21 protein-coding genes are annotated in these 22,789 nt (G+C 66.8%); 12 read left to right on the top strand and 9 right to left on the bottom strand.

The window, feature by feature from the left end:
- Positions 1–5: 5 nt before the first annotated feature.
- The 3 genes from ACCQ12_RS15740 to ACCQ12_RS15730 form a co-directional block, all read right to left on the bottom strand.
- A complete protein-coding gene (locus ACCQ12_RS15740; protein ID WP_184438500.1) occupies positions 6–620 on the bottom strand; it encodes an OmpW/AlkL family protein in 615 nt (204 codons plus the stop codon).
- 119 nt (positions 621–739) lie between these two features.
- Entirely contained in the window at positions 740–1,363 is a 624-nt protein-coding gene (locus tag ACCQ12_RS15735; RefSeq protein WP_372382194.1) for an OmpW/AlkL family protein, read from the bottom strand.
- A gap of 305 nt (positions 1,364–1,668) precedes the next feature.
- On the bottom strand, positions 1,669–2,181 hold the full coding sequence (locus ACCQ12_RS15730; protein ID WP_104580748.1) for an SgcJ/EcaC family oxidoreductase: 513 nt from the start codon (positions 2,179–2,181) through the stop codon (positions 1,669–1,671).
- Between the two features lie 435 nt (positions 2,182–2,616).
- On the opposite strand from ACCQ12_RS15730, the gene gap reads away from it, so the two are divergent.
- From gap to ACCQ12_RS15685, 9 genes are all read left to right on the top strand, one after another.
- Positions 2,617–3,618 (top strand): type I glyceraldehyde-3-phosphate dehydrogenase, encoded by a 1,002-nt coding sequence (gene gap / locus ACCQ12_RS15725; RefSeq protein ID WP_039411059.1) that lies wholly within the window; start codon positions 2,617–2,619, stop codon positions 3,616–3,618.
- A 242-nt stretch (positions 3,619–3,860) separates the two neighbouring features.
- On the top strand, positions 3,861–4,295 hold the full coding sequence (locus tag ACCQ12_RS15720; RefSeq protein WP_372383637.1) for a hypothetical protein: 435 nt from the start codon (positions 3,861–3,863) through the stop codon (positions 4,293–4,295).
- Between the two features lie 180 nt (positions 4,296–4,475).
- Complete coding sequence (locus tag ACCQ12_RS15715; RefSeq protein WP_372382193.1) at positions 4,476–7,331, top strand: DUF2339 domain-containing protein; 2,856 nt, start codon at positions 4,476–4,478, stop codon at positions 7,329–7,331.
- Positions 7,328–8,686: a DUF3999 domain-containing protein gene (locus tag ACCQ12_RS15710; protein WP_372382192.1), complete on the top strand. Its 1,359-nt coding sequence runs from the start codon at positions 7,328–7,330 to the stop codon at positions 8,684–8,686. The genes ACCQ12_RS15715 and ACCQ12_RS15710 overlap by 4 nt, the downstream gene beginning before the upstream one ends.
- A gap of 436 nt (positions 8,687–9,122) precedes the next feature.
- The gene (locus ACCQ12_RS15705; RefSeq protein ID WP_039411055.1) at positions 9,123–10,298 is read left to right on the top strand and encodes a phosphoglycerate kinase; all 1,176 of its coding nucleotides are present in this window, start codon (positions 9,123–9,125) and stop codon (positions 10,296–10,298) included.
- Positions 10,295–10,942 carry an HAD family hydrolase gene (locus ACCQ12_RS15700; RefSeq protein WP_372382191.1) on the top strand — a complete coding sequence of 216 codons (648 nt, stop codon included), beginning with the start codon at positions 10,295–10,297 and terminating at the stop codon, positions 10,940–10,942. The genes ACCQ12_RS15705 and ACCQ12_RS15700 overlap by 4 nt, the downstream gene beginning before the upstream one ends.
- Before the next feature lie 255 nt (positions 10,943–11,197).
- Positions 11,198–12,664, top strand: coding sequence for a pyruvate kinase (gene pyk, locus ACCQ12_RS15695; protein WP_184438510.1), 1,467 nt, complete (start codon positions 11,198–11,200; stop codon positions 12,662–12,664).
- 109 nt (positions 12,665–12,773) lie between these two features.
- Positions 12,774–12,965: a hypothetical protein gene (locus tag ACCQ12_RS15690; protein ID WP_372382190.1), complete on the top strand. Its 192-nt coding sequence runs from the start codon at positions 12,774–12,776 to the stop codon at positions 12,963–12,965.
- 358 nt (positions 12,966–13,323) lie between these two features.
- Positions 13,324–14,328, top strand: a complete 1,005-nt coding sequence (locus tag ACCQ12_RS15685) for a class I fructose-bisphosphate aldolase (RefSeq protein WP_039411046.1) — start codon at positions 13,324–13,326, stop codon at positions 14,326–14,328.
- Positions 14,329–14,624: 296 nt separating this feature from the next.
- On the opposite strand, the gene ACCQ12_RS15680 is transcribed toward ACCQ12_RS15685, so the two are convergent.
- The 4 genes from ACCQ12_RS15680 to cobA all read right to left on the bottom strand — a co-directional run bounded on the left by ACCQ12_RS15680 (position 14,625) and on the right by cobA (position 18,577).
- Positions 14,625–15,164 (bottom strand): O-acetyl-ADP-ribose deacetylase, encoded by a 540-nt coding sequence (locus ACCQ12_RS15680; RefSeq protein WP_039411044.1) that lies wholly within the window; start codon positions 15,162–15,164, stop codon positions 14,625–14,627.
- A 266-nt stretch (positions 15,165–15,430) separates the two neighbouring features.
- On the bottom strand, positions 15,431–15,937 hold the full coding sequence (locus ACCQ12_RS15675) for a methyltransferase (protein WP_166749188.1): 507 nt from the start codon (positions 15,935–15,937) through the stop codon (positions 15,431–15,433).
- Positions 15,938–16,395: 458 nt separating this feature from the next.
- Entirely contained in the window at positions 16,396–17,355 is a 960-nt protein-coding gene (cysK, locus tag ACCQ12_RS15670; protein ID WP_039415648.1) for a cysteine synthase A, read from the bottom strand.
- A gap of 16 nt (positions 17,356–17,371) precedes the next feature.
- Entirely contained in the window at positions 17,372–18,577 is a 1,206-nt protein-coding gene (gene cobA, locus ACCQ12_RS15665) for a uroporphyrinogen-III C-methyltransferase (protein WP_372382189.1), read from the bottom strand.
- Positions 18,578–18,739: 162 nt separating this feature from the next.
- Between cobA and ACCQ12_RS15660 the strand changes: the two genes are divergently transcribed.
- Complete coding sequence (locus tag ACCQ12_RS15660; RefSeq protein WP_047693097.1) at positions 18,740–19,723, top strand: LysR family transcriptional regulator; 984 nt, start codon at positions 18,740–18,742, stop codon at positions 19,721–19,723.
- Positions 19,724–19,733: 10 nt separating this feature from the next.
- The gene (locus ACCQ12_RS15655; RefSeq protein WP_179455585.1) at positions 19,734–20,018 is read left to right on the top strand and encodes a hypothetical protein; all 285 of its coding nucleotides are present in this window, start codon (positions 19,734–19,736) and stop codon (positions 20,016–20,018) included.
- Between the two features lie 62 nt (positions 20,019–20,080).
- On the opposite strand, the gene ACCQ12_RS15650 is transcribed toward ACCQ12_RS15655, so the two are convergent.
- A complete protein-coding gene (locus ACCQ12_RS15650; RefSeq protein ID WP_372382188.1) occupies positions 20,081–20,305 on the bottom strand; it encodes a hypothetical protein in 225 nt (74 codons plus the stop codon).
- Between the two features lie 264 nt (positions 20,306–20,569).
- Positions 20,570–21,766, bottom strand: coding sequence for a sensor histidine kinase (locus ACCQ12_RS15645; protein ID WP_047693094.1), 1,197 nt, complete (start codon positions 21,764–21,766; stop codon positions 20,570–20,572).
- Between the two features lie 323 nt (positions 21,767–22,089).
- Between ACCQ12_RS15645 and ACCQ12_RS15640 the strand changes: the two genes are divergently transcribed.
- A complete protein-coding gene (locus ACCQ12_RS15640) occupies positions 22,090–22,518 on the top strand; it encodes a DUF2946 family protein (protein ID WP_372382187.1) in 429 nt (142 codons plus the stop codon).
- Positions 22,519–22,789 lie beyond the last annotated feature (271 nt).

Genomic DNA, 22,789 nt, shown 5'->3' with positions numbered 1-22,789 from the left:
CACGATCAGTAATAGAGCAGGTAGGAGATGCCATAGGTCAGTGGATCGACCCGGGCCTTGCCCAGCCGTGCGCCGTTGAAATCGACGTTGCTGCGCGAGTCGGTCCAGCGTGCGTCGATGCGCAGGCCGCTGCGCTCATCGAAGATGAAGTCCACACCGACGTGCGCGGTCGCGCCCACCGAATCACCGAAGCGCAACTCGCCGTTGCCGATGCCTTGCGCGGTGTCTTCGCCCACGAAGGCGGTGTAGTTGATGCCGACGCCCACAAACGGGGACACCGTGCCATAGCCGTTGATGTGGTACTGCAACAGCACGCTGGGCGGCACCGACCAGTAGCTGCCCACCTTGCCGGCACCTTCCAGCTCGATGTCGTGCTTGCCTGCCACCGCCGCATGCACTTCGATTCCCAGATTGTTGCGCAGGAAGTATTCGTAGGTGAACGACAGCGCAGGCGCGCCCTTGATCTCCCCGCGTGCACCACCGAAGGTGCCGCTGTCTGACTTCGGCGAGACATAGCCGGCGCCGTAGCCGGTCGTCCAATGGCCGGCCGATTGTGCAAGAGCGGGAGCGGCCGAAGCGGCCAGTGCGATGGCGAGGGCGGTGCGGATGAACGTGCTCATGGAATCCCCGGTAGGTCGGACAGGCGTTCGACGTGACCGACCTGTCCGCAACTCCGGCGGTGGATGCACGTCCCTGGATCGCCAGTGTGCCAGAGATGCACCGCGCTTGCCGCTGTGACTCAGAAGCGGTGCACGTACGCCGCGCCATAGACCAGCGGATCGATGTTGACCGTGCCGATCCGGGTGCCATTGAGGCGGGCCTCGCTGTCGATGTCGATCCAGCGCACATTCACGCGCAGGGACCCGCGTTCGCTGAGTTTGACGTCCAGGCCCGCGTGCAGGGCCAGGCCCCACGAATCGTCCAGCTCCAACTCGCTGCCGGCCAGCGCGCCGCGGGTGTCGGTGCTGAAGAAACGGGTGTAGTTGATGCCCGCGCCGAGGAAGGGCGACACCTTGCCCTGGCTGTTGAAGTGGTACTGCAGCGACACCACCGGCGGCAGGTGCTTGGTGCTGCCGACGCGGCCCAGTCCACGCAGCGCGATGTCGTGCTCGAACGGCAGCGCGGCCAGGACCTCGATGCCGAGGTTGTCGGCGATGAAGTATTCGGCGGTGAAGGTCGGCTTGATGTCCTTGCCTACGTCTGCTTCCAGCGTGCCGCCAACCAGGCGGCCATTATCGGATTTGGGAGCGACCTGGTGGGCGCCGACGGCAACGGTCCAGTCGCCTTTGGATTGAGCCAGTGCGGGGACGCTGGCGGACGTGGCGGCCAGACCGGCGAGCAGGAGGGTAGAGCGCATGCGCATGGAAACTCTCGTTGTATGCAGGGGATGGACGAAGTCTTGTCGGTTTGGCCCGGCGACGCCTTGATCCTGATCAAATCAGGGCCGGTTGCGTGCGATGGATGCGCGCGCTGCCGGCGGTCGGGCACCGGCTGCTGCGCTGCGTCGCAGGTGTGGCAGCAGCGCTCGCCGTGGAGCAGATCAAGTGCGCGCGGCGCATCGGGTGCGGCGTGCGCCGCGGGTCGCGCCACCGTCGGCATGGGAGGTGTGCTGACGGTGACGCGCGCCAGGGCGCAGTCAGCGGGTGGCGTGTCGCGATGCGCCCGCACTCACTTGGCCCTGGCGACCTTCGGTGTATCCACTTCCGGCATCGCCGAGCTGTGGTGGTTGATGATCAGCCACTTGCCGTCGCGCTTTTCGTACACGAAGGTGTAGCGCGCCTGCACGTCGCTCTTCTTGCCGTCCTTGTCGGTGAGCGTGAAGGTGTAGACACCGGCGTCCACGGCGCTGTCGTCATCGAGCACGCGCACGGTGCGGTAATTGACCACGCCCTTGGGCTTTTTGGCCAGGAACATCTCGAAGTACTTTTCGATCTGCGAGCGTGACGCGCGGACTTCGTTGGAGACCGTCGGCAGCAATACGCCATCGGGGGCATACAGGTCGGCCACCTTGTGCGGGTTGCCCGAGGCCAGGGCCGCGTTCCAGGTGTCGAACAGCGCAGCGACTTCGCGCGCTTCACCGTCGGCGGGCAGCGAAGCCTTTTCGGTGTAATGCATCACGCCAGCGGCCAGCGCCGGGGTGGCGGCCAATGCCAAAGCGACAGAGAACAGGGTGCGACGCATGGGGAATCTCCGTGTGAGTGAGTGGGTGCCTCAGCAGGCAGGGCCAGTATCGAAATCCACGGAGTGCCGAAATGCTGCTGGTCGGCATATGCCTGAATACGCTTCTCGGCATAGTTGGTTGAAAGGTAAGTTATTGGAAAACAAAGTAGACCGGTGCATGGCGTGGTGCGCCCGCGCCTGCGTTGGTCATGCAAGCGGGCATCGTCCGGCCTGCTTGGCAGGCAGGTGGCCCGTCACCAACCGCATCGCGCGCCGGAACGTGCCGATCTCTACCGAACCAGAACAGGCGTTGCCACCTCTTCTGCGGCTCTCCTTCCGTTTCCCCCTTCGCACTGCCAGCGCTGACGCGGCTGCACGGCCGTACCAGAAGGACGCTGCTAGAATGGCAGCCCCTTTCCATCCGCCGCGCTGTCGCGGCCGCAGGAGCTTGTGAACATGGCAATCAAGGTTGGCATCAACGGATTCGGTCGCATCGGACGCAACGTGCTGCGCTCTGCGGTGCAGAACTTCGCCAATGACATCGAGATCGTGGCCATCAATGACCTGCTCGAGCCCGACTACCTGGCCTACATGCTGCAGTACGACTCGGTGCACGGCCGCTTCAAGGCCGAGGTCTCGGTCGATGGCAACACGCTCATCGTCAACGGCAAGAAGATCCGCCTGACCCAGGAACGCGACCCGGCCAACCTCAAGTGGGACGCTGTCGGCGCCGACGTGGTGATCGAATCCACCGGCCTGTTCCTGACCAAGGACACCGCGCAGAAGCACATCGATGCCGGCGCCAAGAAGGTGATCCTGTCGGCGCCGTCCAAGGACGACACCCCGATGTTCGTCTACGGCGTCAACGACAAGACCTACAACGGCGAAGCCATCGTCTCCAACGCCTCGTGCACCACCAACTGCCTGGCGCCGTTGGCCAAGGTCATCAACGACAAGTGGGGCATCAAGCGCGGCCTGATGACCACCGTGCATGCGGCGACCGCAACCCAGAAGACCGTGGACGGCCCGTCCAACAAGGATTGGCGCGGCGGCCGCGGCATCCTGGAAAACATCATTCCGTCTTCCACCGGCGCGGCCAAGGCCGTGGGCGTGGTGATTCCCGAGCTCAACAAGAAGCTCACCGGCATGAGCTTCCGCGTGCCGACCTCCGACGTTTCGGTGGTCGACCTCACCGTCGAACTGGAAAAGCCGGCCACCTACGCCGAGATCTGCGCCGAAGTGAAGGCACAGAGCGAAGGCGCGCTGAAGGGCGTGCTGGGGTATACCGAAGACAAGGTCGTGGCGACCGATTTCCGCGGCGAAACCTGCACCTCGGTATTCGACGCTGACGCCGGCATCGCGCTGGACTCCACCTTCGTCAAGCTGGTGTCCTGGTACGACAACGAGTGGGGCTATTCCAACAAGTGCCTGGAAATGGTGCGGGTGGTTGCCAAGTAAGTTTTTGGCTTGAAAATAAAAGGGCCCCGGCATGCCGGGGCTTTTTTATTTGGCCACGAATTTTCGTGTGTCCTGCATTGTTGCCCCTTGCCTGGCTGCTCAGAAGTGGACTTTGACCGACTCACGTGCGCTAATTCACCCGCACGGCGGCCGTTCCCGTGTCGTGTACGAAGGATCGGGGAACTCCATGGATCGAGAGAATGACGATGAATAAATTTCTTGCGGGCGCACTGGCGTTCGGTGTGGTCATTGCGGTTTCAGCTCCGCTGGACAGCTGGGCGGCCAAGAAGCAGACCGGTACGCCGGCCTGGATGAATGCCGATGGTGAGGTGATCAAATCGTCCGATGTCGAAGCCGGCTACGGCGAGACGGTCAAGGGCGTCAACGATTACGAAGGCGAGATCACCGGCAAGCCTGCACCGGACAGCAAGTTCACCCAGTTGAAGATCGGGATGCCGATGAAGCAGGTGACCGATCTGATCGGGCAGCCAACCGACCAGGGTTCGTATGTCACCGGCAAGGCCTTTATCCCGTTTTTCTATGGTGGCGACCGCTATCGCCATGAGATGGCCTACAAGGGTCAGGGGCGTCTGGTCTTCGCTGGCAAGTCGATGGATACCGGCGGCAACCTGATCTGGATCATCCATAACAAGAACGACAGCGGCTACCGCGAATAAGTGTTCAAAGCGCCCGGTTCTCCGGGCGTTTTCTTATGCAAGGTGCCACTGCAGCCACGCGTAACGCCGCTGCTTGTCCACTCTCCAACCAGCGGCATGATCTGCAGATTGCTGCCCAGCCGCGGCCCGAGGCTGTATGGTTCGCGCATTCGGCTGGACGCCGGCTCGGGGATTGCTGCGTTGGAAACGATGATCGTGTTGGTGGCCCTGGTGCTGCTTGCCGTGCCGGTGGGTGTGGTGGTCGCGCTGGTGTGGATTGCCGGGCTGCGGCGCCGGGTGGAGACGCTGGAGCAGCGGCTGGCGCAGTGGCAAGCCGGAACTGACGAGGGCGCGGATGCGCGAACGGATGCGTCCGTGGACGCGCAGGGCAGGGCGTGGGAGCGGCCCGGCACAGCGCCCGATCTCGATCCCACTTTGATTGCTGGTGCCTACACGGATGCACCTGGGTTCGGTAGGTCTGGCGCTGTTCGACAGGGCGACGGCGGGAGCGCGCCTGCCGTTGCACATCCGCCTGCGGATCTGGGCGTGATTGATGCGGCTTCCTGGGCGGTGCCGCCCCCGTTGCCTGCGCAGGCCCCTGCAGATGCGACGGCACGCGGTGCGCACGCGGCGTCGGCGTTGCCAGACCAGCACGCTCAGGCAACCCGGTCTCAACCTGCGCAACCGCAATCGCCGCAGTCACCCCCCATCCCGGCCGAGCCGGGTGCCGTCGCGCGCGCGGCCAGTGCGTTGAAGCGCTGGTTCACCGAGGGCAATGTGCCGGTCAAGGTCGGCATGCTGGTGTTGCTGGCCGGGGTGGCGTCGCTGCTGAAGTACGCCAGCGATCAGGGCTGGATGCGCATGCCGATCGAACTGCGCTTGGCCGGCATCAGCGTGCTTACCTTGGCCGGGCTGGTCTTCGGCTGGAAGCAGCGCGGGCAGCGGCCGGGTTTTGCACTGGCATTGCAGGGCGGGTCGATCGGCGGTTTGTTGTTGACCGTGTTCGCCGCGTTCAAGCTGTATGGATTGCTCGGCGCAGGCCTGGCGATGGGCATCAGCGTGGTGCTGATTGCCGGCATGTGCGTGCTGGCGGTGCTGCAGGAGTCGCGCACGCTGGCCGTGTTGGGTGTGCTGGCCGGCTTCCTTGCGCCGATCTGGTTGTCCACCGGCAGCGGCAACCATGTCGCGCTGTTTTCGTATTACGCCGTGCTCAACGCCGGCATCGTGGCGATTGCATGGGCGCGGCCGTGGCGGGTGCTCAACCTGCTCGGATTCGCCTTCACCTTCGGCATCGCGACGTTGTGGGGCGCGCTGCAGTACACCCCGGCAAAGTTCGCCAGCACCGAGCCGTTCCTGCTGCTGTTCTTTGCCATCTATGTGGCCATTCCGGTGCTGCATGCGCGGCGTGGCGATGGCAGTGCGGGCAGGCTCATCGATGGCAGCCTGTTGTTCGGAACGCCGTTGGTTGCCTTTGCGTTGCAGGCACGCCTGCTGGACGGCGAGCGCCTGACACTGGCGTTGTGCGCGGTGGCGGTGGCCGGCATGTACGCCGGTCTGGCAACGTGGCTGCTGCGTCGTGCATCCACGCGCCTGCTTGGCGAGGCGCACGCGATGCTGGCGGTCGGTTTTGCGACATTGGCCGTGCCGTTGGCGTTGTCTACGCGCGTCACCGCCAGCGTGTTTGCGCTGGAAGGCGCCGGGCTGTTGTGGCTGGGCGTGCGTCAGCGGCGGCGCATCTCGCAGGTCAGTGGCGTGGCGTTGCAACTGCTGGCCGCCGTTGGCGTGGCCTTCGGCGTGGACGCGTGGCGTAACGACGCCATGGCGGTGGCCAACGCCACCTGCATGAGCACCATGCTGCTGGCGGTTGCCGGCTGGGCCAGTGCCTGGTTCCTGCGCGATGCAGGACATCCGCGGCGTGCGCTGGTGGCGTATCTGTGGGGCCTGGGATGGTGGGTGCTGTGCGGCGTGCACGAGATCCTGCGCTTTGCCGGCGACCTGCGCAGCGAGCCGGACCTGCTGCTCGGCTTTGTCGCGCTCAGCGTGTGGCTGGCGGCCGAGGTGCACCGCCGTCGTCCGGCAGCGGCGCTGGTGTGGACGGTCATGGCCGGCCTGGCGTTGGCCGCGCCGTTGGCGCTGTGGCAGGAGCATGCACACACGCAGCCGTTTGCGCACTGGGGTGCACTGGCCTGGTTGGGGTTTGCCCTGGCCGGCACGCGCGCGTTGTGGTGCCTGCGCATGCAGCCGGGCGCCGGCGCGATGCTCGCGCAGTTCATCTGGTGGTTGCTGTGGCCGATGGTGGCGTCGTTGGGGATTGCCTGGCTGGCCGATGCCTTCGCGCTCACCAATGGCTGGCGGTGTGCGTTGCTGGCAGCACCATGGCTGGCGGTGGCGGCGACCGCTCTGCTGCGCTGGCGCTGGCTGGCATGGCCACAAGGTGTGCGCTTCGATGCGGCCCGCACTGCCTTGCTGGGCTGCGTCCTTGCGGTGCTGGGGGTCGGCTGGTTGCTCGCATTGGTCGATCCGGTGAGCGCTGCGCCGCTGCCATGGGTGCCGTTGCTCAACCCGGCCGAACTTGCACAGCTGGCGGTGCTCGCGCTGGTTGCGCGCTGGGCATGGTCGGCCGCTGCGCCGCCGATGCTGCAGGCACGGCGCGTCACTGCGCTCGGTGTATTGGGCTGGGTGTTGATCACCGGCAGCACGCTGCACAGCGTGCATCACTGGGGCGCGGTACCGTGGGATGCCACGCTGCTGGGTGCGACGGTGTCGCAGACCAGCCTCACCATCGTGTGGAGCGTACTGGGTGTGCTGGGCTGGGTGATCGGCTCGCGTCGCGGGCAGCGCGGGTTGTGGCTGGGCGGTGCGTTGTTGATGGGGCTGGTGCTGGCCAAGCTGGTGCTGGTCGATCGCCAGCATCTGGGCAATCTGCTCGGCATCGGCTCGTTCATGGCCTATGGCCTGTTGTGCACGGTGGTGGGGTATCTGGCGCCGGCGCCACCTCGTCCGGTGGTCGAGGAACGCGCCGTCGACAACGCTGACGCGGCAAGGGATCAGGCATGAGTAACAAACGGTGGGGATGGGTGTTGCTGGTGCCGCTGGTGCCGCTGGTGGCGCAGGCGGCCGATGTGCGGCAGGACTATCGGCAGCAATGGCCGTTGCAGGTGGCCGGCTCCGACGCCGGGCTGTACCAGGTGAGGTTGAACGAGGCGGTGTATCGCAGTGCCGTCGACGCCGGGCTGCGCGATGTCGCGGTGATCGATGCACGTGGCGAAGAAATGCCCACCGCGCCGCTGGCCGCCGACGCTGCGCCGGCCGCAGCGCCACGTCGGCAGGGGTTGCCGTTGTTCGCGTTGCCCGAAGGTGCAGCGGCGGCCAACGGCGACCTGCAGCTCATCGCCGAGCGCGATGCCAGCGGTGCGGTGCGGCGGCTGGAAGGCCGCTTCGCCACCGGTGCGCCCGCGGCACCCGGCAGTGGCGGCAGTTGGTTGCTCGATGCCAGCGCACTGCGCGACCAGCCACGCGCGCTCTGGCTGGACTGGGCGGGCGAGACACCGGTGCAGGCCCGTCTGCGCGTGGAGGGCAGCGACGATCTGCGCACTTGGCGCGTGCTGGCCTCCGATGCCACCGTCATGGCGCTGGACAACCAGGCGCAGCGGCTGCAGCAACGCCGCATCGCGCTGGAGGAGGGTGCACGCTACCTGCGTCTGGTGCCCGTGTCCGGCGCATTGCCGACACTTCGCAATGTCGAGGCAGAACTGGACGGGCGTACCGCACCCACCCCGCTGTCGTGGCTGGAGCTGCCGGGCACCGCACAGGACACGGGCGTGACCTACCGCCTGCCCGGCCGCTTTCCCGTCACGCAGCTGGATGTCGGCGCGGGTCAGGCCGAGGCCGTGGAATGGACGGCGGACAGCCGCGATGCCGACGACGCCGCCTGGCTGCGGCGGGCAGGGCCGTGGCTGGCGTATCGGCTTGGCACCGGTGCTTCGCCGCCGCAGCGGTTGTCCGCGCCGGTGCGCGATCGTCAATGGCGCCTGGCGGCGGCACAGGGGCGCAGCCCGGCGGTTCCGAGCTTGCGGGTGGGCTATCAGCCGGAGCGGCTGATGTTTCTCGCCCAGGGCCAGCCCCCGTATGCGCTGGTGTCCGGCAGCGCACGCGTGCGACGCGGCGACGCACCCTTGGCGTCCATGTTGCAGGCGCTACGACGTGAACGCGGCGCACAGTGGCAGCCGGCCACGGTGCGCCTGGCTGCAGAGGCGCAGCCATTGGCAGGCGACGCAGCGCTGCAGCCCGCCACCACCCCGCGCGACTGGAAGCGCTGGCTGCTGTGGGTGCTGTTGATCGGCGGCGCGTTGCTGGTGGGCGGCCTGGCGTTGAGCCTGCTGCGCACATCCGGCACCGATCGGCGGGCCTGATCCTTTGGCCAGATGCGGTTGCCGGCCGCGTCCGGGGATGCGGGTTTGCCGCATCGAGGCGAAGGCCGGACAATGGGCATCCCCCGTCGCCAAGGCAGCCGCATTGCCCGTCGTGTTCGACCGACCAGAGTTTGCGCCCTCCTCAGTTGCGGTGGCGCCCGCCCAGCGCACCGCCGGGTTGCGGTGCGGCGGGCCGATTCCGAGCGTTGATTGCCCGATCCCCGCCGCCAAGGCAGTCGCCTTGACCGTGGTCTCCGAGCCACTGCCGTCGGCGTCTGCCGCAGGTGCAATGGCGGCAGCGTTGTGAACGACGGCGCCACGCCAAGCTGGCGCAGTAGCGCCATTCCTCCGCGCGCAAGGCATGTACCCACGCGCGGCGCCGTGTACCAATCCCCAATCCCGATCCCCTAATCCCCAGACTCAGCGAGCCAAGCCCATGTCCATCGTCCGTATGACCGACCTCGATCTCTCCGGCAAGCGCGTGCTGATCCGCCAGGATCTCAACGTGCCGATCGACAACGGCCAGATCACCTCCGAACAGCGCATCACCGCCTCGGTGCCCACCATCAAGCTGGCGCTGGAAAAGGGCGCCGCGGTCATGGTCACCTCGCATCTGGGCCGGCCCAAGGAAGGCAGCTGGACCGAAGACGATTCGCTGGCGCCGGTGGCCGCGCGCCTGACCGCGCTGCTCGGCGTGGACGTGCCGCTGGTGCGCGACTGGGTCGACGGGGTGGAGGTGGCGCCGGGCCAGGTGGTGTTGCTGGAAAACTGCCGCATGAACGTCGGCGAAGGCAAGGACGACGAGACCCTAGCGCGCAAGTACGCCGCGCTGTGCGATGTATTCGTGATGGATGCCTTCGGCACCGCGCACCGCGCGCAGGCCTCCACGCATGGCGTGATCCGCTTCGCGCCGGTCGCCGCCGGTGGCCCGTTGCTGATGGCCGAACTGGACGCGCTGGCCAAGGCGCTGGACAACCCGGCCAAGCCACTGCTGGCGATCGTGGCCGGCAGCAAGGTCTCCACCAAGCTGGAGTTGTTGTCCAACCTGGTCAACAAGGTCGACCAGTTGATCGTCGGCGGCGGCATCGCCAACACCTTCATCGCCGCCGCCGGGCACGACGTGGGCAAGTCCTTGAACGAACCGGACCTGATCCCGACCGCCAACCAGATCGTGGCCGATGCCAAAACGCGTGGCGCGGAGATTCCGCTGCCCACCGATGTAGTCGTTGCCAAGCAGTTCCTGCCCGATGCCGAGGCCAGCGTGAAGTCGCTCGATGCGGTGGATGCGGACGATCTGATCCTGGACATCGGCCCGCAGACCGCGCAGCGCTACGCCGAGTTGATCGCCAATGCCGGCACGGTGGTGTGGAACGGGCCGGTAGGCGTGTTCGAATTCGAGCCCTTCAGCCACGGCACCGAAACGCTGGCACGTGCGATCGCCGGCTCCAAGGCGTTCTCGATCGCCGGCGGCGGCGACACCCTGGCGGCAGTGGACAAATACGACATCGCCCGGGACGTCACCTACATCTCCACCGGTGGCGGCGCGTTCCTGGAGTTCCTCGAAGGCAAGACCCTGCCGGCCGTGGCCGCGCTCGAGGCCCGCGGCAAGTGAGCGCAGCCACGCTGTTCTTCGATCTGGACGGCACCCTGGTCGATTCGGAGCCGGGCATCGTCGCCAGCATCGTGCATGCCTTCGATGAGATCGGGCAGCCGCGTCCCTCTGCGCAGACCTTGCGCGCCTGGATCGGCCCACCGTTGCGCGACAGTTTCACCGAGTGCTTTCCGGATGACCCGGCGCTGGTGCAGCGCGCGCTTGGCCTCTACCGCGCGCGCTACGACGCGGTGGGCTGGACCGAACTCAGCGTGTTCCACGACATCGGCGATGTGGTCACCGGCCTGCATCGCGCCGGTCATCGGCTGGCCGTGGTGACCTCCAAGAACGAACGCTACGCGCGGCGCATCGTCGAGCATCTGCCGTTCGGTGCGTGCTTCGACAACGTGATCGGCGCCAGCGAGGATGGCGAGCGCCGCTTCAAGCCCGACCTCATCGCCGAAGCGCTGCGCCGCCTGCAGATCGACAAGACCGGCTGCGTGATGATCGGCGACCGCCGGATGGATATCGAGGGCGCCAACCACCACGGCATTCACAGCATCGGCGTGTTGTGGGGCTTCGGTGACGAGGCCGAACTGCGTACTGCAGGTGCCGGCGCGATCGCGCAGACGCCGGCGCAACTGCGGCAGTTGATTAACGCGTGATCCGTGTGCATCGGCCGTCGCGTTCGCTTGGTCGTTGCCGGCGCCTTGCACGGCGCGACCCGGCACGCAGCTCTTCACCGCCATCGGGTTAGGGTGGCGACCGCACACGTTGCCAGGCGCAACGTGTGCGTAGACGTACGTACTGTCCCGCACTGTCTGTAAGACATGCCGGAATAGGAGGGTGGCTATGCCGCAATGCCATCCTTGGTGCGTGACGTGTGTGTTAAGTTTCGCGGCTTTTACAGGGAGGCCATCATGAAAGAACGTCAACGCCGCACCAAGATCCTCGCCACCCTCGGACCGGCAACGGATGCGCCCGGGGTGCTGGATAAGCTGTTCAAGGCGGGCGTCAACGTGGTGCGCCTCAACTTCAGTCATGGTGATCCGTCCGGCCAGGCCAAGCGTGCTGCCGAAGTGCGTGCCGCCGCGGCACGCGTCGGTGCCGAGGTCGGCATCCTGGCTGACCTGCCGGGCCCGAAGATCCGCATCGAGCGCTTTGCCGAAGGCAAGATCAAGCTGGCCATGGGCGATCGCTTCGACCTGGTGGCCGACGCCAATGCACCGGCCGGTGATCAGCAGCAGGTGGGCGTCAGCTACCTGGGCCTGCCGCAGGACGTGACCGCAGGCGACGTGCTGCTGCTGGACGATGGCCTGGTGCAGTTGCAGGTCACCGACGTGCAGGGCACGCGCATCGTCACCACCGTGCTCAACGACGGCGTGCTGTCCGATCGCAAGGGCCTGAACAAGCAGGGCGGCGGCTTGTCGCTGGGCGCGTTGACCGAGCGCGACAAGGAGCTGATCGGCATCGTCGCCAAGATCGGCGTGGACTTCATCGCGGTGTCGTTCTGCCGTAATGCGCAGGACATGCACGACGCGCGGCAGATCGCCCAGCAGCACGGCTGCGATGCGCAGCTGGTCTCCAAGATCGAGCGCACCGAAGCGATCGAGAACCTGGTCGAAATCGTCGAAGCCTCCGACGTGGTGATGGTGGCGCGCGGCGATCTGGGCGTGGAAATCGGCGATGCGGAATTGCCGGGCCTGCAGAAGAAGATCATTCGCGAGTCGCTGGCGCAGAACAAGGTGGTGATCACGGCCACCCAGATGCTGCAGTCGATGGTCGAAAGCCCGATCCCGACCCGCGCCGAAGTGCTGGACGTGGCCAACGCGGTCATCGACGGCACCGATGCGGTAATGCTCTCGGCCGAAACCGCCGCCGGTGCCTATCCGGTGCGCGCGGTGGAAGCGATGGCGCGCATCTGTCTGGGTGCAGAGCATCAGTTCGAGTTCGATACCGATTTCGAAGCAGCGCAACGCAACCTGCAGCGTGCCGACCAGGCCATCGCCATGGCGACCATGTTCCTGTCCGAGCACATCGGCCTGGGCGGCGTGGTGGCGTTGACCGAATCCGGCGGCACCCCGCGCTTCTTGTCGCGCTTCCGTTCCAACATGCCGATCTACGCCTTCACCCGTCACGACGGCGCGCGTCGCCAGATGGCGATGATGCGCGGCGTGTTCCCGATCAGCTTCGACAGCCGCGGCCTGACCCCGCGCGAAGCCGCGCGTGCGGCCATCCGCCTGCTGGTGGAAAATGAGCGCATGGGTCCTGGCGACCGCGTGGTGTTCACCAGCGGCGAGCACATGGAAATGCACGGCGCCACCAACACGCTGCGCCTGCTGGAAGTGGGCGAAGACGGCCGCGCCACCGGCCTGGGCGAGCTGTAACGCCTGCTGATGCCATCCGGCGCATGACCTGAGCCGGAAGACGCGACACACGACGGCGGCCCCAGGGCCGCCGTTGTGCTGTGTGGAGATGCCGGGCGCGGGTAAGTGCTTGGCCTGGGTCGGCGGGTTGCTCAACGGCCGGATCCGGCGACTGCACGGCCAGCACACGATCGCCGCCGCGTTGCGTCACGGTGTTGATACGGCGCGCCATAAGTTCCACAAGGCGATGCAGCCCACGAAGGCGATTCCGCTTTCCCGCTCGTCGACGCAACGGAGCGAAGGCGAACGACGCGCGGTGTGACCGGATAGGTGACGAAGAGGGTGAGCTTCGTCGTGACGTGAGTAGCCCATGCCGCAGGCAGCTCCATGCAACAGGCCAACACCCATGACGCAATCAACGCATGCGTGGTGCAGGTTCGCCGCGCCGCCGCACGTTGTTGGTGCCACGCATCACAGCAAGCAAGCAACAAGCTGCACGACATGCTCAGCTTCAACGATTCCCGATTCCCGATTCCCGATTCCCGATTCCCGCATGCGAGCGGCGCCACACATCCCGTCATGCGCGCACGGTGTAATCGGTTGCAGGCATTCCGTGAAGGAATGTGTACGACTTTCGTCGCTATACTTTCGTTCTCCCCCGCAGCTGCCACAGGAACTACATGAGCATCGAACAGCTTGCCGAAACCGCCCAGGCCATGGTCGCCCCGGGCAAGGGCATCATCGCCATCGACGAGTCGACCAGCACGATCGCAAAGCGTTTTGCCAGCGTCGGCATCGAGAACATCGAAGAAAACCGTCGCGCCTACCGCGAACTGCTGCTGACCACGCCCAAGCTGAGCGATTACATTTCCGGCGCCATCCTGTTCGACGAGACCATCCGTCAGAAGACCAAGGACGGCGTGCCGTTCGCCAAGTACATGGCCGAGCACGGCATCATCCCGGGCATCAAGGTCGACAAGGGCGCGCAGCCGCTGGCCGGCATGCCGGGCGAGCTGGTCACCGAAGGTCTGGATGGCCTGCGCGCACGTCTTGAGGAGTACTACACGCTGGGTGCACGGTTCGCCAAGTGGCGTGCGGTCATCAACATCGGCGAAGACATCCCCTCCGGCACCTGCATCGAGGCCAACTCGCATGCGTTGGCGCGTTATGCGGCGCTGTGTCAGGAACAGGGCCTGGTGCCGATGGTCGAGCCGGAAGTGATCATGGACGGCGACCACGACATCGAGACCTGCTACGAAGTGACCGAAGCCACGCTGCGCTCGCTGTTTGGCGCGCTGTATGAGCAGAACGTCGTGCTCGAAGGCACCATCCTGAAGGCCTCGATGGTCATCTCCGGCAAGGGCTGCGAAGAGCAGGCCAGTGTCGAGGAAGTGGCCGAGTCCACCGTGATGTGCCTGAAGTCGACCGTGCCGGCGATCCTGCCGGGCATCGTGTTCCTGTCCGGCGGCCAGACCGACGAGCAGTCCACCGCGCACCTCAACGAGATGCACCAACTCGGCAACCTGCCGTGGCCGCTGAGCTTCTCCTACGGTCGCGCCATGCAGCAGGCGGCACTGAAGCTGTGGGCCAAGGACATGACCGGCAACTTCGCCAAGGCGCAGCAGATCATTTACGAGCGCGCCAAGGAAAACGGCCTGGCTGCACTGGGCAAGTGGAAGGGCTGATCGGCTGATCGCGGCTGCAAGGCCGGGCCAAACCCAGGCATGAAGACGCCGGCAGCGATGCCGGCGTTTTTTATTGGGTGTCGATGGCAATGCATGAGCCGATGGCAATGCATCGGCTGGTCGGGTGAGCAGGCCGCGCAGCGGCGGTGGGCGGCGCTTCAAATGCGGCGGCGTGACCGGCGCAAAGCATTGGCGTGCCGATCATCCGCCGCCGGCCGGGCTTGCAGCCTGATGCATGGGCTCAAACGCAACGGGCGCCTTGCGGCGCCCGTCAGTGCAATGCGCGTCTCGTGGCGTCAGGCCGCTGCGGTCTCCTGCGTTGCCAATGCCTGCTGATAGGCCTTGTAGGTGGCGTCGTTATAGGCCACCAGCACGATGTGCTTTGGCACCTTGTGCGAGCGCTGCCAGTCGCGTGTCTCAGTGACCGCGATGCGTGCGGCCTGATGCAGCGGATAGCCGTAGATGCCGCAGCTGATCGCCGGGAATGCGATCGAGTGCAGCAGCATCTGCTCGGCAAGCTTGAGCGACTGCCAATAGCAGTTGGCCAGCTGTTCCGGTTCGTTGTGCTTGCCGTCGCGCCACACCGGGCCCACGGTATGAAACACGTGACGCGCCTTCAGGTTGAAACCGTCGGTGACGCGGATTTCGCCGGTAGGGCAGCGCACGCCCGGGCGTACCTGCGGCAGGGCTTCGCAGGCCTGCAGCAAACCCGGGCCGGCAGCGCGATGGATGGCGCCATCCACGCCACCACCGCCCAGCAGTGATTCGTTGGCGGCGTTGACGATGACGTCAACGTCGAGTTCGGTGATGTCGCCTTGCCAGACTTCGATTTTCATGGCGAGATAGTTATGGGATTTGAATGATGAACACGTGATGGGGATCAGGCGTTGCGAAGCCCCACGCTAGCGGCCATTCATCTCATCGGCTGCGACCACGCCGGACCTCGCGAACCCTGCGGCAGGCGCACGCGAAATCGGGCGATCCAGGCGGCTTTGCGCTACCGCCGATTGGAACAATTTATCGCCGATGCGCGACGGTCCGGGATCTGCACGGTTGCCCGGCGAGGGATGGCGCGGCTCCACGCCAGCCTGCGTGCCGCCGTTCAGAGCCAGCGGCGGACGCGCGCGCAGTAGTCGGTGTAATGGCGGCCGAATTCTGCGCGCAGACGCGCCTCTTCGAAGGGAATGACATACAGCCGCAGCGCGAGCCACGGCAGTGGCACCAGCGCGACCGCCCACAGCAGCCCAAGCTGCAGGCACAGGCCGACGTAGCTCAGCACCAGCGCCATGTACATCGGGTTGCGGGTGAAGCGATATGGGCCGTCCAGCACCAGGCGCGATGGATGGCCGCTCGGCATGATGGTGGTGCGCCGACGTGCGAACAGGATGAAGCAGCTCACCGCCAGCGCCAGGCCGAGGCAGGCGATGACGCCGCCGGCCAGTTCGATCCATGCCAGTGGCGTGGGAGCGGGCAGGGGGAGCTCCAGCGCGTCCTGCAGCCACGCGCCCAGACCCAGGGCGAGCGCGAAGTGCACCGGCGAGGTCATCTTCACCAGCCATGGCGCCCGCGAGGCGCGGGTGTCGCTGTGTCCATACGGCTGGTTGCTCACGCATCTCTCCCTACATCACGGCCGTCATCCTAACGTTTCCTTGACATGGGCGGGAGTGCGGGCAGTCGAAGCTGTGACCCAGAAAGCCAGGCTGTGACCCGGAAAGCTGGCACGCAGATGGCGAGCAGCGAGTGCCTGCCGTGAACTGGAAAATGCGAGCGCACCGTGTGTAGCGCTACAGAGCATCCCGTCCGCCCGCCAGTGTGCGCGCTGCAATCGATACTACCCTCAGCATCCGCGCGGCAACCTCGCTCCCAACGCAAGCCAGGCAGTCGATCCAACGGACAGATCGCACACCACGACGCCTTCACGCTTTCCCGGTTCCCCGGTCCCGGTTCCCGGTTCTTGGTTCTTGGTTCCCGGGTCCCGGGTCCCGGGTCCCGAAAAAAGCCCGAGTCCCGAAAAAAAGAAGGCCGCGCATCCGCGCGGCCTCCACATCGCGACCCTCTCATGACCGATCAGGGCAGGCCAGCCAGCCAGTCGTCGTCGGAGCCTTCGTTGATGTCGGCGAACAGCGGCGTGGAGAAATAGCGCTCGCCGGTGTCGGGCAGCATGGCCAGGATCACCGCGCCGGGTACCGCGCCTTCTGCCACGCGCAGTGCAGTGGCGACGGTGGCGCCGCCGGAGATGCCGGTGAAGATGCCTTCTTCGGCGGCCAGGCGGCGCGCCACGGTGATGGCGTCGGTGTCTTCCACGCTGAGCACCTCGTGGGCGACCTCGCGGTTGAGCACCTCGGGCACGAAGTCGGGCGTCCAGCCCTGGATCTTGTGCGGCTTCCAGTCCTGGCCCTGCAGCAGCGCCGCGCCGGCCGGCTCGGTGGCGGTGATGCGCACTTCCGGGCGGGCCACGCGCAGCACTTCGCCCACGCCGGTGAGGGTGCCGCCGGTGCCCCAGCCGGTGACGAAATGGTCGAGCCGGTGGCCGGCGAAGTCGCGCAGGATTTCGGCGGCGGTGGTGTTGCGGTGGTAGGCCGGGTTGGCCGGATTGGCGAACTGGCTGGCGAGGAACCAGCCGTGCTGTTCGGCCAGTTCCTTCGCTTTACGCACCATGCCGCTGCCGCGCTCGGCGGCGGGGGTCAGGATCACCTTGGCGCCATAGGCGCGCATCAGTTTGCGGCGTTCGATGGAGAAGGTTTCCACCATGGTGGCCACGAACTTGTAGCCGCGTGCGGCGGCGACCATGGCCAATGCCACGCCGGTGTTGCCGGAGGTGGCTTCGACGATCGTGTCGCCGGGCTTGAGCAGGCCGCGCTGCTCGGCGTCCAGGATGATGGCCAGCGCCAGCCGGTCCTTGACCGAGCCGCCCGGATTGAACGATTCCACCTTGACGTAGAGGGTGACGTTGTCCGGAGCGAGGCGGTTGAGTTTGACCACCGGGGTGCGGCCGATGGTGTCGAGGATGTTGTCGTACAGGGCCATGGGGTCTCCGTCGGAATCAGGCTGCGTGGGCCAGTGTGGGCGTGTCGGGCGTTGCGATGGGTGAGTGCGACGGCGCGGCGTGCAACGGGGCGGCGCCGTACCAGTGCAGGGACCGCGCCAGCGCGGTGACCTCGCCCAGGATCAGCAGGGCCGGAGCCTGCACGGTGTACTGCCGTGCGGTGGCGGCCAGGGTGGCGAGCGACCCGGTGATCACCCGCTGCTGCGGGCGCGAGCCGTTCTCGACCAGGGCAAATGGCGTGTCCGGTGCGCGGCCGGCCTGCAGCAGGCGCTGCTGGATGCCTTCCAGGCCGGCCACGCCCATGTAGAAGGCCAGGGTCTGGCGCTCCTGGCCCAGCGCCTGCCAGTCCAGGGTGTCCAGCGAATCCTTGCAGTGGGCGGTGATCAGGCGCAGCGACTGCGCATGGTCGCGGTGGGTGAGCGGAATGCCCGCGTAGGCGGCGCAGGCGAGCGCGGCGGTGATGCCGGGCACCACCTGGAAGCCGATGCCGTGGTCGCGCAGGAACTCCAGCTCTTCGCCGCCGCGGCCGAACACGAACGGGTCGCCGCCCTTCAGGCGGACCACCCGCCGCCCCGCACGGGCGTGCTCCAGCATCAGCGCGTGGATCTGCTCCTGCCGGGTGCTATGGCCTTGCGCGGCCTTGCCGACTTCCACGCGCAGCGCATCCCGACGGGCCAGGCGCAGGATCTGCGGGCTGACCAGACGGTCGTACAGCACCACCTCGGCCTGCCGGAGCGCGCGCAGGGCATTGCGGGTGAGCAGGCCGGGGTCGCCAGGGCCGGCACCTACCAGCGTCACGCTGCCGGGGGACGGCGTGGCAGGGCGGGTGGGCTGCACCGGGGGCGGTGCCGGAGGGGACGCCGACGCGGCGGGCACCACGCGATGGGTCAGCAGGCGGTGGCTGCTGGCCGCTGCGCACAATGCCGCGTTGAGCTCCGGCAGGTCGCTGGCGGCAATGGTGAGCCACAGCGGGGCGGTGTCGGGCTGCAGCAGCCACGCCGGGTCGAACGGGCCGGGCAGCCAGCGGATCCTGCCGGCGCGCGTCCACTGCTGCAACTGCGGGGTCAGTTGCGGCGCGCCCACCAGCGGCAAGGCGCCGGCCTGCAACAGCTGGGCGGTGGTACGTTCGGCATCGACGCCGCCGCCAACCACCAGGACGGCACGGCCATGCAGGTCGGCAAGGAACGGAAACGCAGAGGTCACGGCCGGGGTATCGAAGGGGAGGGCCAGACCGTAACGCCGGCATATAGCCGTCGGAAATGACTTCATACACCCTGAAAATAGCGTTCGGTTATAAGCTGGCCCCCGGAACTCCTCTACAGTCGAAGTCCTTGTAGCGCCTCGCGCTTTTTTGGATATAAGCCCATGACGCTGACCCAACTTCGCTATCTGGTCGCCATTGCCGATGCCGAGCTGAACATCACGCTGGCCGCTGCGCGGGTGCACGCGACCCAGCCCGGTCTGTCCAAGCAACTCAAGCAGCTGGAAGACGAGCTCGGTTTTTTGTTGTTCGTGCGCAAGGGGCGCAGCCTGGATGCGGTCACGCCGGCCGGGGTGGAAGTGATCGAGCGCGCGCGCGCGGTGCTGTCGGAGGCCAACAACATCCGCACCTATGCCGCCAACCAGCGCCGGGAGAGCCAGGGCCAGCTGACCTTGACCACCACCCACACCCAGGCGCGCTTCGTGCTGCCGCCGGCGGTGGCGCAGATCAAGCACGCCTACCCGCAGGTGAGCGTGCATCTGCAGCAGGCCGCCGAGAGCGCGGCGCTGGACTTGCTCAGCCAGGGCGATGCGGATATCGCGGTGGTCAGCACCGCCGGCGGCGAGCCCAGTGCCGGCATTGCGGTGCCGCTGTACCGCTGGCGGCGGCTGGTGGTGGTGCCGCGCGGGCATGCACTGGACAACCCGCGTACTGCGCCGGACATGCAGGCGCTGTCCGAACATCCGTTGATCAGTTATGAGTCTTCCACCCGGCCGGGCTCGTCGCTGCAGCGGGCGTTTGCGCAGGTGGGGCTGGAACCGAGCATCGCGCTGACTGCGCTGGATGCCGACCTGATCAAGACCTATGTGCGCGCCGGGCTGGGTGTGGGCCTGGTGGCGGAAATGGCAGTCAACGCCTTCGACGAGGATCTGCGCGCCTGGCCGGCGCCTGCGCCGATCGCCGAATGCATCGCCTGGGCGGTCTTGCCGCGCGACCGGGTGCTGCGCGACTACGCGCTGGACCTGGTGCACGTGCTGGCGCCGCAGATCGACAAGCGCGATTTGCGCCGCGTGCTGGACGGCAACCAGGCGCCCAACTGGCCGCTGCCGCCAACCTGGGAATCGCTGACCCAGACCATCACCAGTTGAGCCGCGCGCGATGAGCGATCCCGTGCGTCCCCCGCTCAGCAGACTGTGGTCGCCCGACCCGGACGGCGGCATGTCGCTGCAGGTCTCGGCCAACATCGACGGCCGCGAGCATGCGGCGTTGACGGTGCTGGCCGACCCGCAGGACGAATCGCTGTGGGTGGCGCTGCAGGTTGGCGGCAGGATCGTGCAGATCCCGCTGACGGTGCTGCGTCAGGTGCTGGAAGTGGCGGCAGACGAAGTGCACTCGGCGCAGTGGTTTGCCGATCAGGACGATGTGGATCCGTTCGGGGTGTGAAGGCGCAGTCAGGCAGTCCGGACTGATGGAGCCCGTGCCGCATCCGCCCGTTTGCGGACGCGTTATGCCCAGTTGTTGTTGTGCTCGCCACATGCGAACGCCTGCTGCATTGCAGCGTGTGCCCGAACCAATTTATTCAATCGAATCAGGGCGATACGCGAACGACTCAACGCGATGCCACGCGCGCTGTCGGTGATTCTCCCTACACGTGTCAGGGCCGTCTGGCCGGCGTCGCCGGCCTCCATCAAGTTGGGCGTGGCGCTGTCGTAAACAGTGATAGCAACCATGTCACGACATCTCCGAACGTCTAGGGGTGGACGGCGCAGGACCGGCGATGCAGACATCGCCTCACCGGTCCGACTCAGCGGTGTCGTCGATGGGTTGCTAGCGCTGTCGCATCACTGTTGCGCGAGGCTGCGCACACAGCGGCTGGCGCACCCGGGTCCCTGGGGAGAGACCTGGCGTGTTTGGCGGCGGATCCGGGTCGGGAGCTCGGGTCCGCCTTTTTTTTGCCAGGCCAGCGGAATGCGCATCGCTCGGCGCGTAATGCGTCAGGCCAGCGGAATGCGCACCGAGAAACAGGTGCCGCCTTCCGAGCGCGGGCGCACCGTCACCTCGCAGCCCAGCGTCTCGGCGGTGCGATGCACGATCCACAGCCCGATGCCCAGACCGTCGCTACGCGGGTCGGCCTGGCGGAACGCCTGAAACACCTGCTCTGGCTGCTCCAGATTCAGGCCGATGCCGCTGTCGATGATTTCCACCACCGCGTAACCGGGGCGGCGACGGGTGCCCACCAGCACACGCCCGCGTTCGGTGTACTTGATGGCATTGCCGACCAGGTTGCCGATCAGGGTGGTCAGCAGGGTCGGGTGGCTGCGCACGCGCAGCGAGGTCGGCACGTGACGCAGCGCCAGGCACTTGTCGCTGGCCTGCTGGCGCCACACGCCCAGTACCGAGTGCAGCACGTCTTCCAGCTGCAACGCTTGCAGGTCCGGCATCGCCGCCTTGCTGGCGGCGGCCAGCGTGGCCAGTTCGTCCAGGCTGCGCCCGACCAGGCTGATCGCATCGCGCGCGGTCACCAGGGTGGGGATGGAATCGACGTTGGCGTGCCGGCGCATCTTGTCGATGGCGTAGGCGGCGGTGCGCAGCGGGGTTTTGAGATCGTGCCCGGCAATGGCCATCAGCCGGCTGCGGTAGCGGTCGGATTCTTCGGCGATCAGCAGCGCACGGCGCAGTTCCAGCTGCGCCATGGTCTGGCGCGCGAGCGCACGCAGCGCTTCGACCTGTTCGTCGGTGAGCTCGCGCGGTTGCCGGTCGAGCACGCAGACCGTGCCCAGCGGCAGGCCATCGGGCGTCTTCAACAAGGCGCCCGCATAGAAGTACAGCGGGGCGTCGCCGGTAACCAGCGGGTTGCGCGCAAAGCGCGTGTCCTGGCGCGTGTCGGGCACCACCAGCACGTCGTTGTCGAGCAGCGCATGCGCGCACATCGACTTGAACAAGGGGGTCTCGCGCTCGCCCATGCCAAGCTCGCTCTTGAACCACTGGCGGTCGGCGTCGACCAGGCTGATCAGCGCGATCGGGGTCTGGCAGATGATCGACGCCAGCCGGGTGATGTCCTCGAAAGCCGCTTCGCGTGGCGTATCGAGAATGCCGTAGCTGCGTAGCGCCTGGAGCCGAAGCGCTTCGCTCGGCGGCTTGGGCGCGCAGGGCAGTGGCTCAGCCGCTGGTTCGGACAGGACGGTACTCATGCGCGCGCAGGATGAATGGGATGACACGCAAGCATAGGGCATGGCCGTGCGCAACACGCATCGCCGGCGCGTTGCACCGGAAAAATTGTGACTGCCAGCCTGGACAAGGCGGCGCATGTGAGCATTGGGTGAGGGCCGCGCCGGCTGGACCGGCACTCGCATGCTGGTTCCCGAAGTGCCGACCCCTGCGGGTCAGTGCAGCGGCTGGGGCGGGATCGCGCGATGCATGTCCTGGCGGCACGGGCATGACAAGGGGTGCGACATCCGGTCGCGCACCGGCCGCCACCATCGCTCCCGGAGAGAGGGCGGCTTACACTGCGGCGATGCTGCATACCGTCCGTCGCCATCGCCTGTTGCACCTGCTTGCCTGCGTGGCGGTGGCACTGATGCTGGTGGCCCCGCTGGTCAGCCGCTGGAACCAGGTGCGCACCTCCGAACCGATGTGCACCAGCGGACCGGCGCTCGATATTGTCGCCGCGCAGCATGCCGGCCATCTGCCGGCCCAGCACGCCGGCCACTCGCAGCACGGCTCTGCAGCCAGCCATCGGGTGGGAGACCAGGATGCCGGCCTGCATGGCGAAGCCTGCGATTACTGCGTGCTGGCGGCACGCCTGCTGCCCTGGCTGGCGCTGCTGGTGCTCTGCCTGCTGCGGGTTCTGCCATCGCCCACGCCGGGGCATACCCGCCTGTCGGCATGGTCGGCATTGCGCTGGACAGCGCTCGGGGCACGCGGGCCGCCGCTGTCCGCATGAGCCCGGGAGCAACTGACGCGGCCTAACGGATCGCCGTCAGGTCTAGGCGTCGAGTGCGTCAACGATGCCGGGTTGCCCACTCGAGGCGTGTCCGGTTCGCGCGCCAGCCAGCATCAAACGCAGGCGTGTCGTCGGGTTGCTCCCCACCCATTGCGGGTCTTCGTTGTGCTGCGTCTTGCAGGCAGCGTTGTGCGCCCACGCGCACCCAACGGAGCACGCGTCCTCATTGAATGAAGCCGGTTCCCGCCGCCTTGCGGCAGCGCGCGGCTGC

The sequence above is a fragment of the Xanthomonas sp. NCPPB 1068 genome (assembly GCF_041479385.2).
GTDB classification, from domain to species: domain Bacteria; phylum Pseudomonadota; class Gammaproteobacteria; order Xanthomonadales; family Xanthomonadaceae; genus Xanthomonas; species Xanthomonas cannabis.
Note: the sequence above shows the minus strand (reverse complement) of the source record. Positions and strands in the feature narration are given on the sequence as shown.

What these genes read in the sequence shown, in the direction of transcription:
- ACCQ12_RS15740 (WP_184438500.1), bottom strand. Translation starts at nt 620, where the DNA reads ATGAGCACGTTCATCCGCACCGCCCTCGCCATCGCACTGGCCGCTTCG.
- ACCQ12_RS15735 (WP_372382194.1), bottom strand. Translation starts at nt 1,363, where the DNA reads ATGCGCATGCGCTCTACCCTCCTGCTCGCCGGTCTGGCCGCCACGTCC.
- ACCQ12_RS15730 (WP_104580748.1), bottom strand. Translation starts at nt 2,181, where the DNA reads ATGCGTCGCACCCTGTTCTCTGTCGCTTTGGCATTGGCCGCCACCCCG.
- gap (WP_039411059.1), top strand. Translation starts at nt 2,617, where the DNA reads ATGGCAATCAAGGTTGGCATCAACGGATTCGGTCGCATCGGACGCAAC.
- ACCQ12_RS15710 (WP_372382192.1), top strand. Translation starts at nt 7,328, where the DNA reads ATGAGTAACAAACGGTGGGGATGGGTGTTGCTGGTGCCGCTGGTGCCG.
- ACCQ12_RS15705 (WP_039411055.1), top strand. Translation starts at nt 9,123, where the DNA reads ATGTCCATCGTCCGTATGACCGACCTCGATCTCTCCGGCAAGCGCGTG.
- pyk (WP_184438510.1), top strand. Translation starts at nt 11,198, where the DNA reads ATGAAAGAACGTCAACGCCGCACCAAGATCCTCGCCACCCTCGGACCG.
- ACCQ12_RS15685 (WP_039411046.1), top strand. Translation starts at nt 13,324, where the DNA reads ATGAGCATCGAACAGCTTGCCGAAACCGCCCAGGCCATGGTCGCCCCG.
- ACCQ12_RS15680 (WP_039411044.1), bottom strand. Translation starts at nt 15,164, where the DNA reads ATGAAAATCGAAGTCTGGCAAGGCGACATCACCGAACTCGACGTTGAC.
- cysK (WP_039415648.1), bottom strand. Translation starts at nt 17,355, where the DNA reads ATGGCCCTGTACGACAACATCCTCGACACCATCGGCCGCACCCCGGTG.
- ACCQ12_RS15660 (WP_047693097.1), top strand. Translation starts at nt 18,740, where the DNA reads ATGACGCTGACCCAACTTCGCTATCTGGTCGCCATTGCCGATGCCGAG.
- ACCQ12_RS15655 (WP_179455585.1), top strand. Translation starts at nt 19,734, where the DNA reads ATGAGCGATCCCGTGCGTCCCCCGCTCAGCAGACTGTGGTCGCCCGAC.
- ACCQ12_RS15650 (WP_372382188.1), bottom strand. Translation starts at nt 20,305, where the DNA reads ATGGTTGCTATCACTGTTTACGACAGCGCCACGCCCAACTTGATGGAG.
- ACCQ12_RS15645 (WP_047693094.1), bottom strand. Translation starts at nt 21,766, where the DNA reads ATGAGTACCGTCCTGTCCGAACCAGCGGCTGAGCCACTGCCCTGCGCG.
- ACCQ12_RS15640 (WP_372382187.1), top strand. Translation starts at nt 22,090, where the DNA reads ATGCTGCATACCGTCCGTCGCCATCGCCTGTTGCACCTGCTTGCCTGC.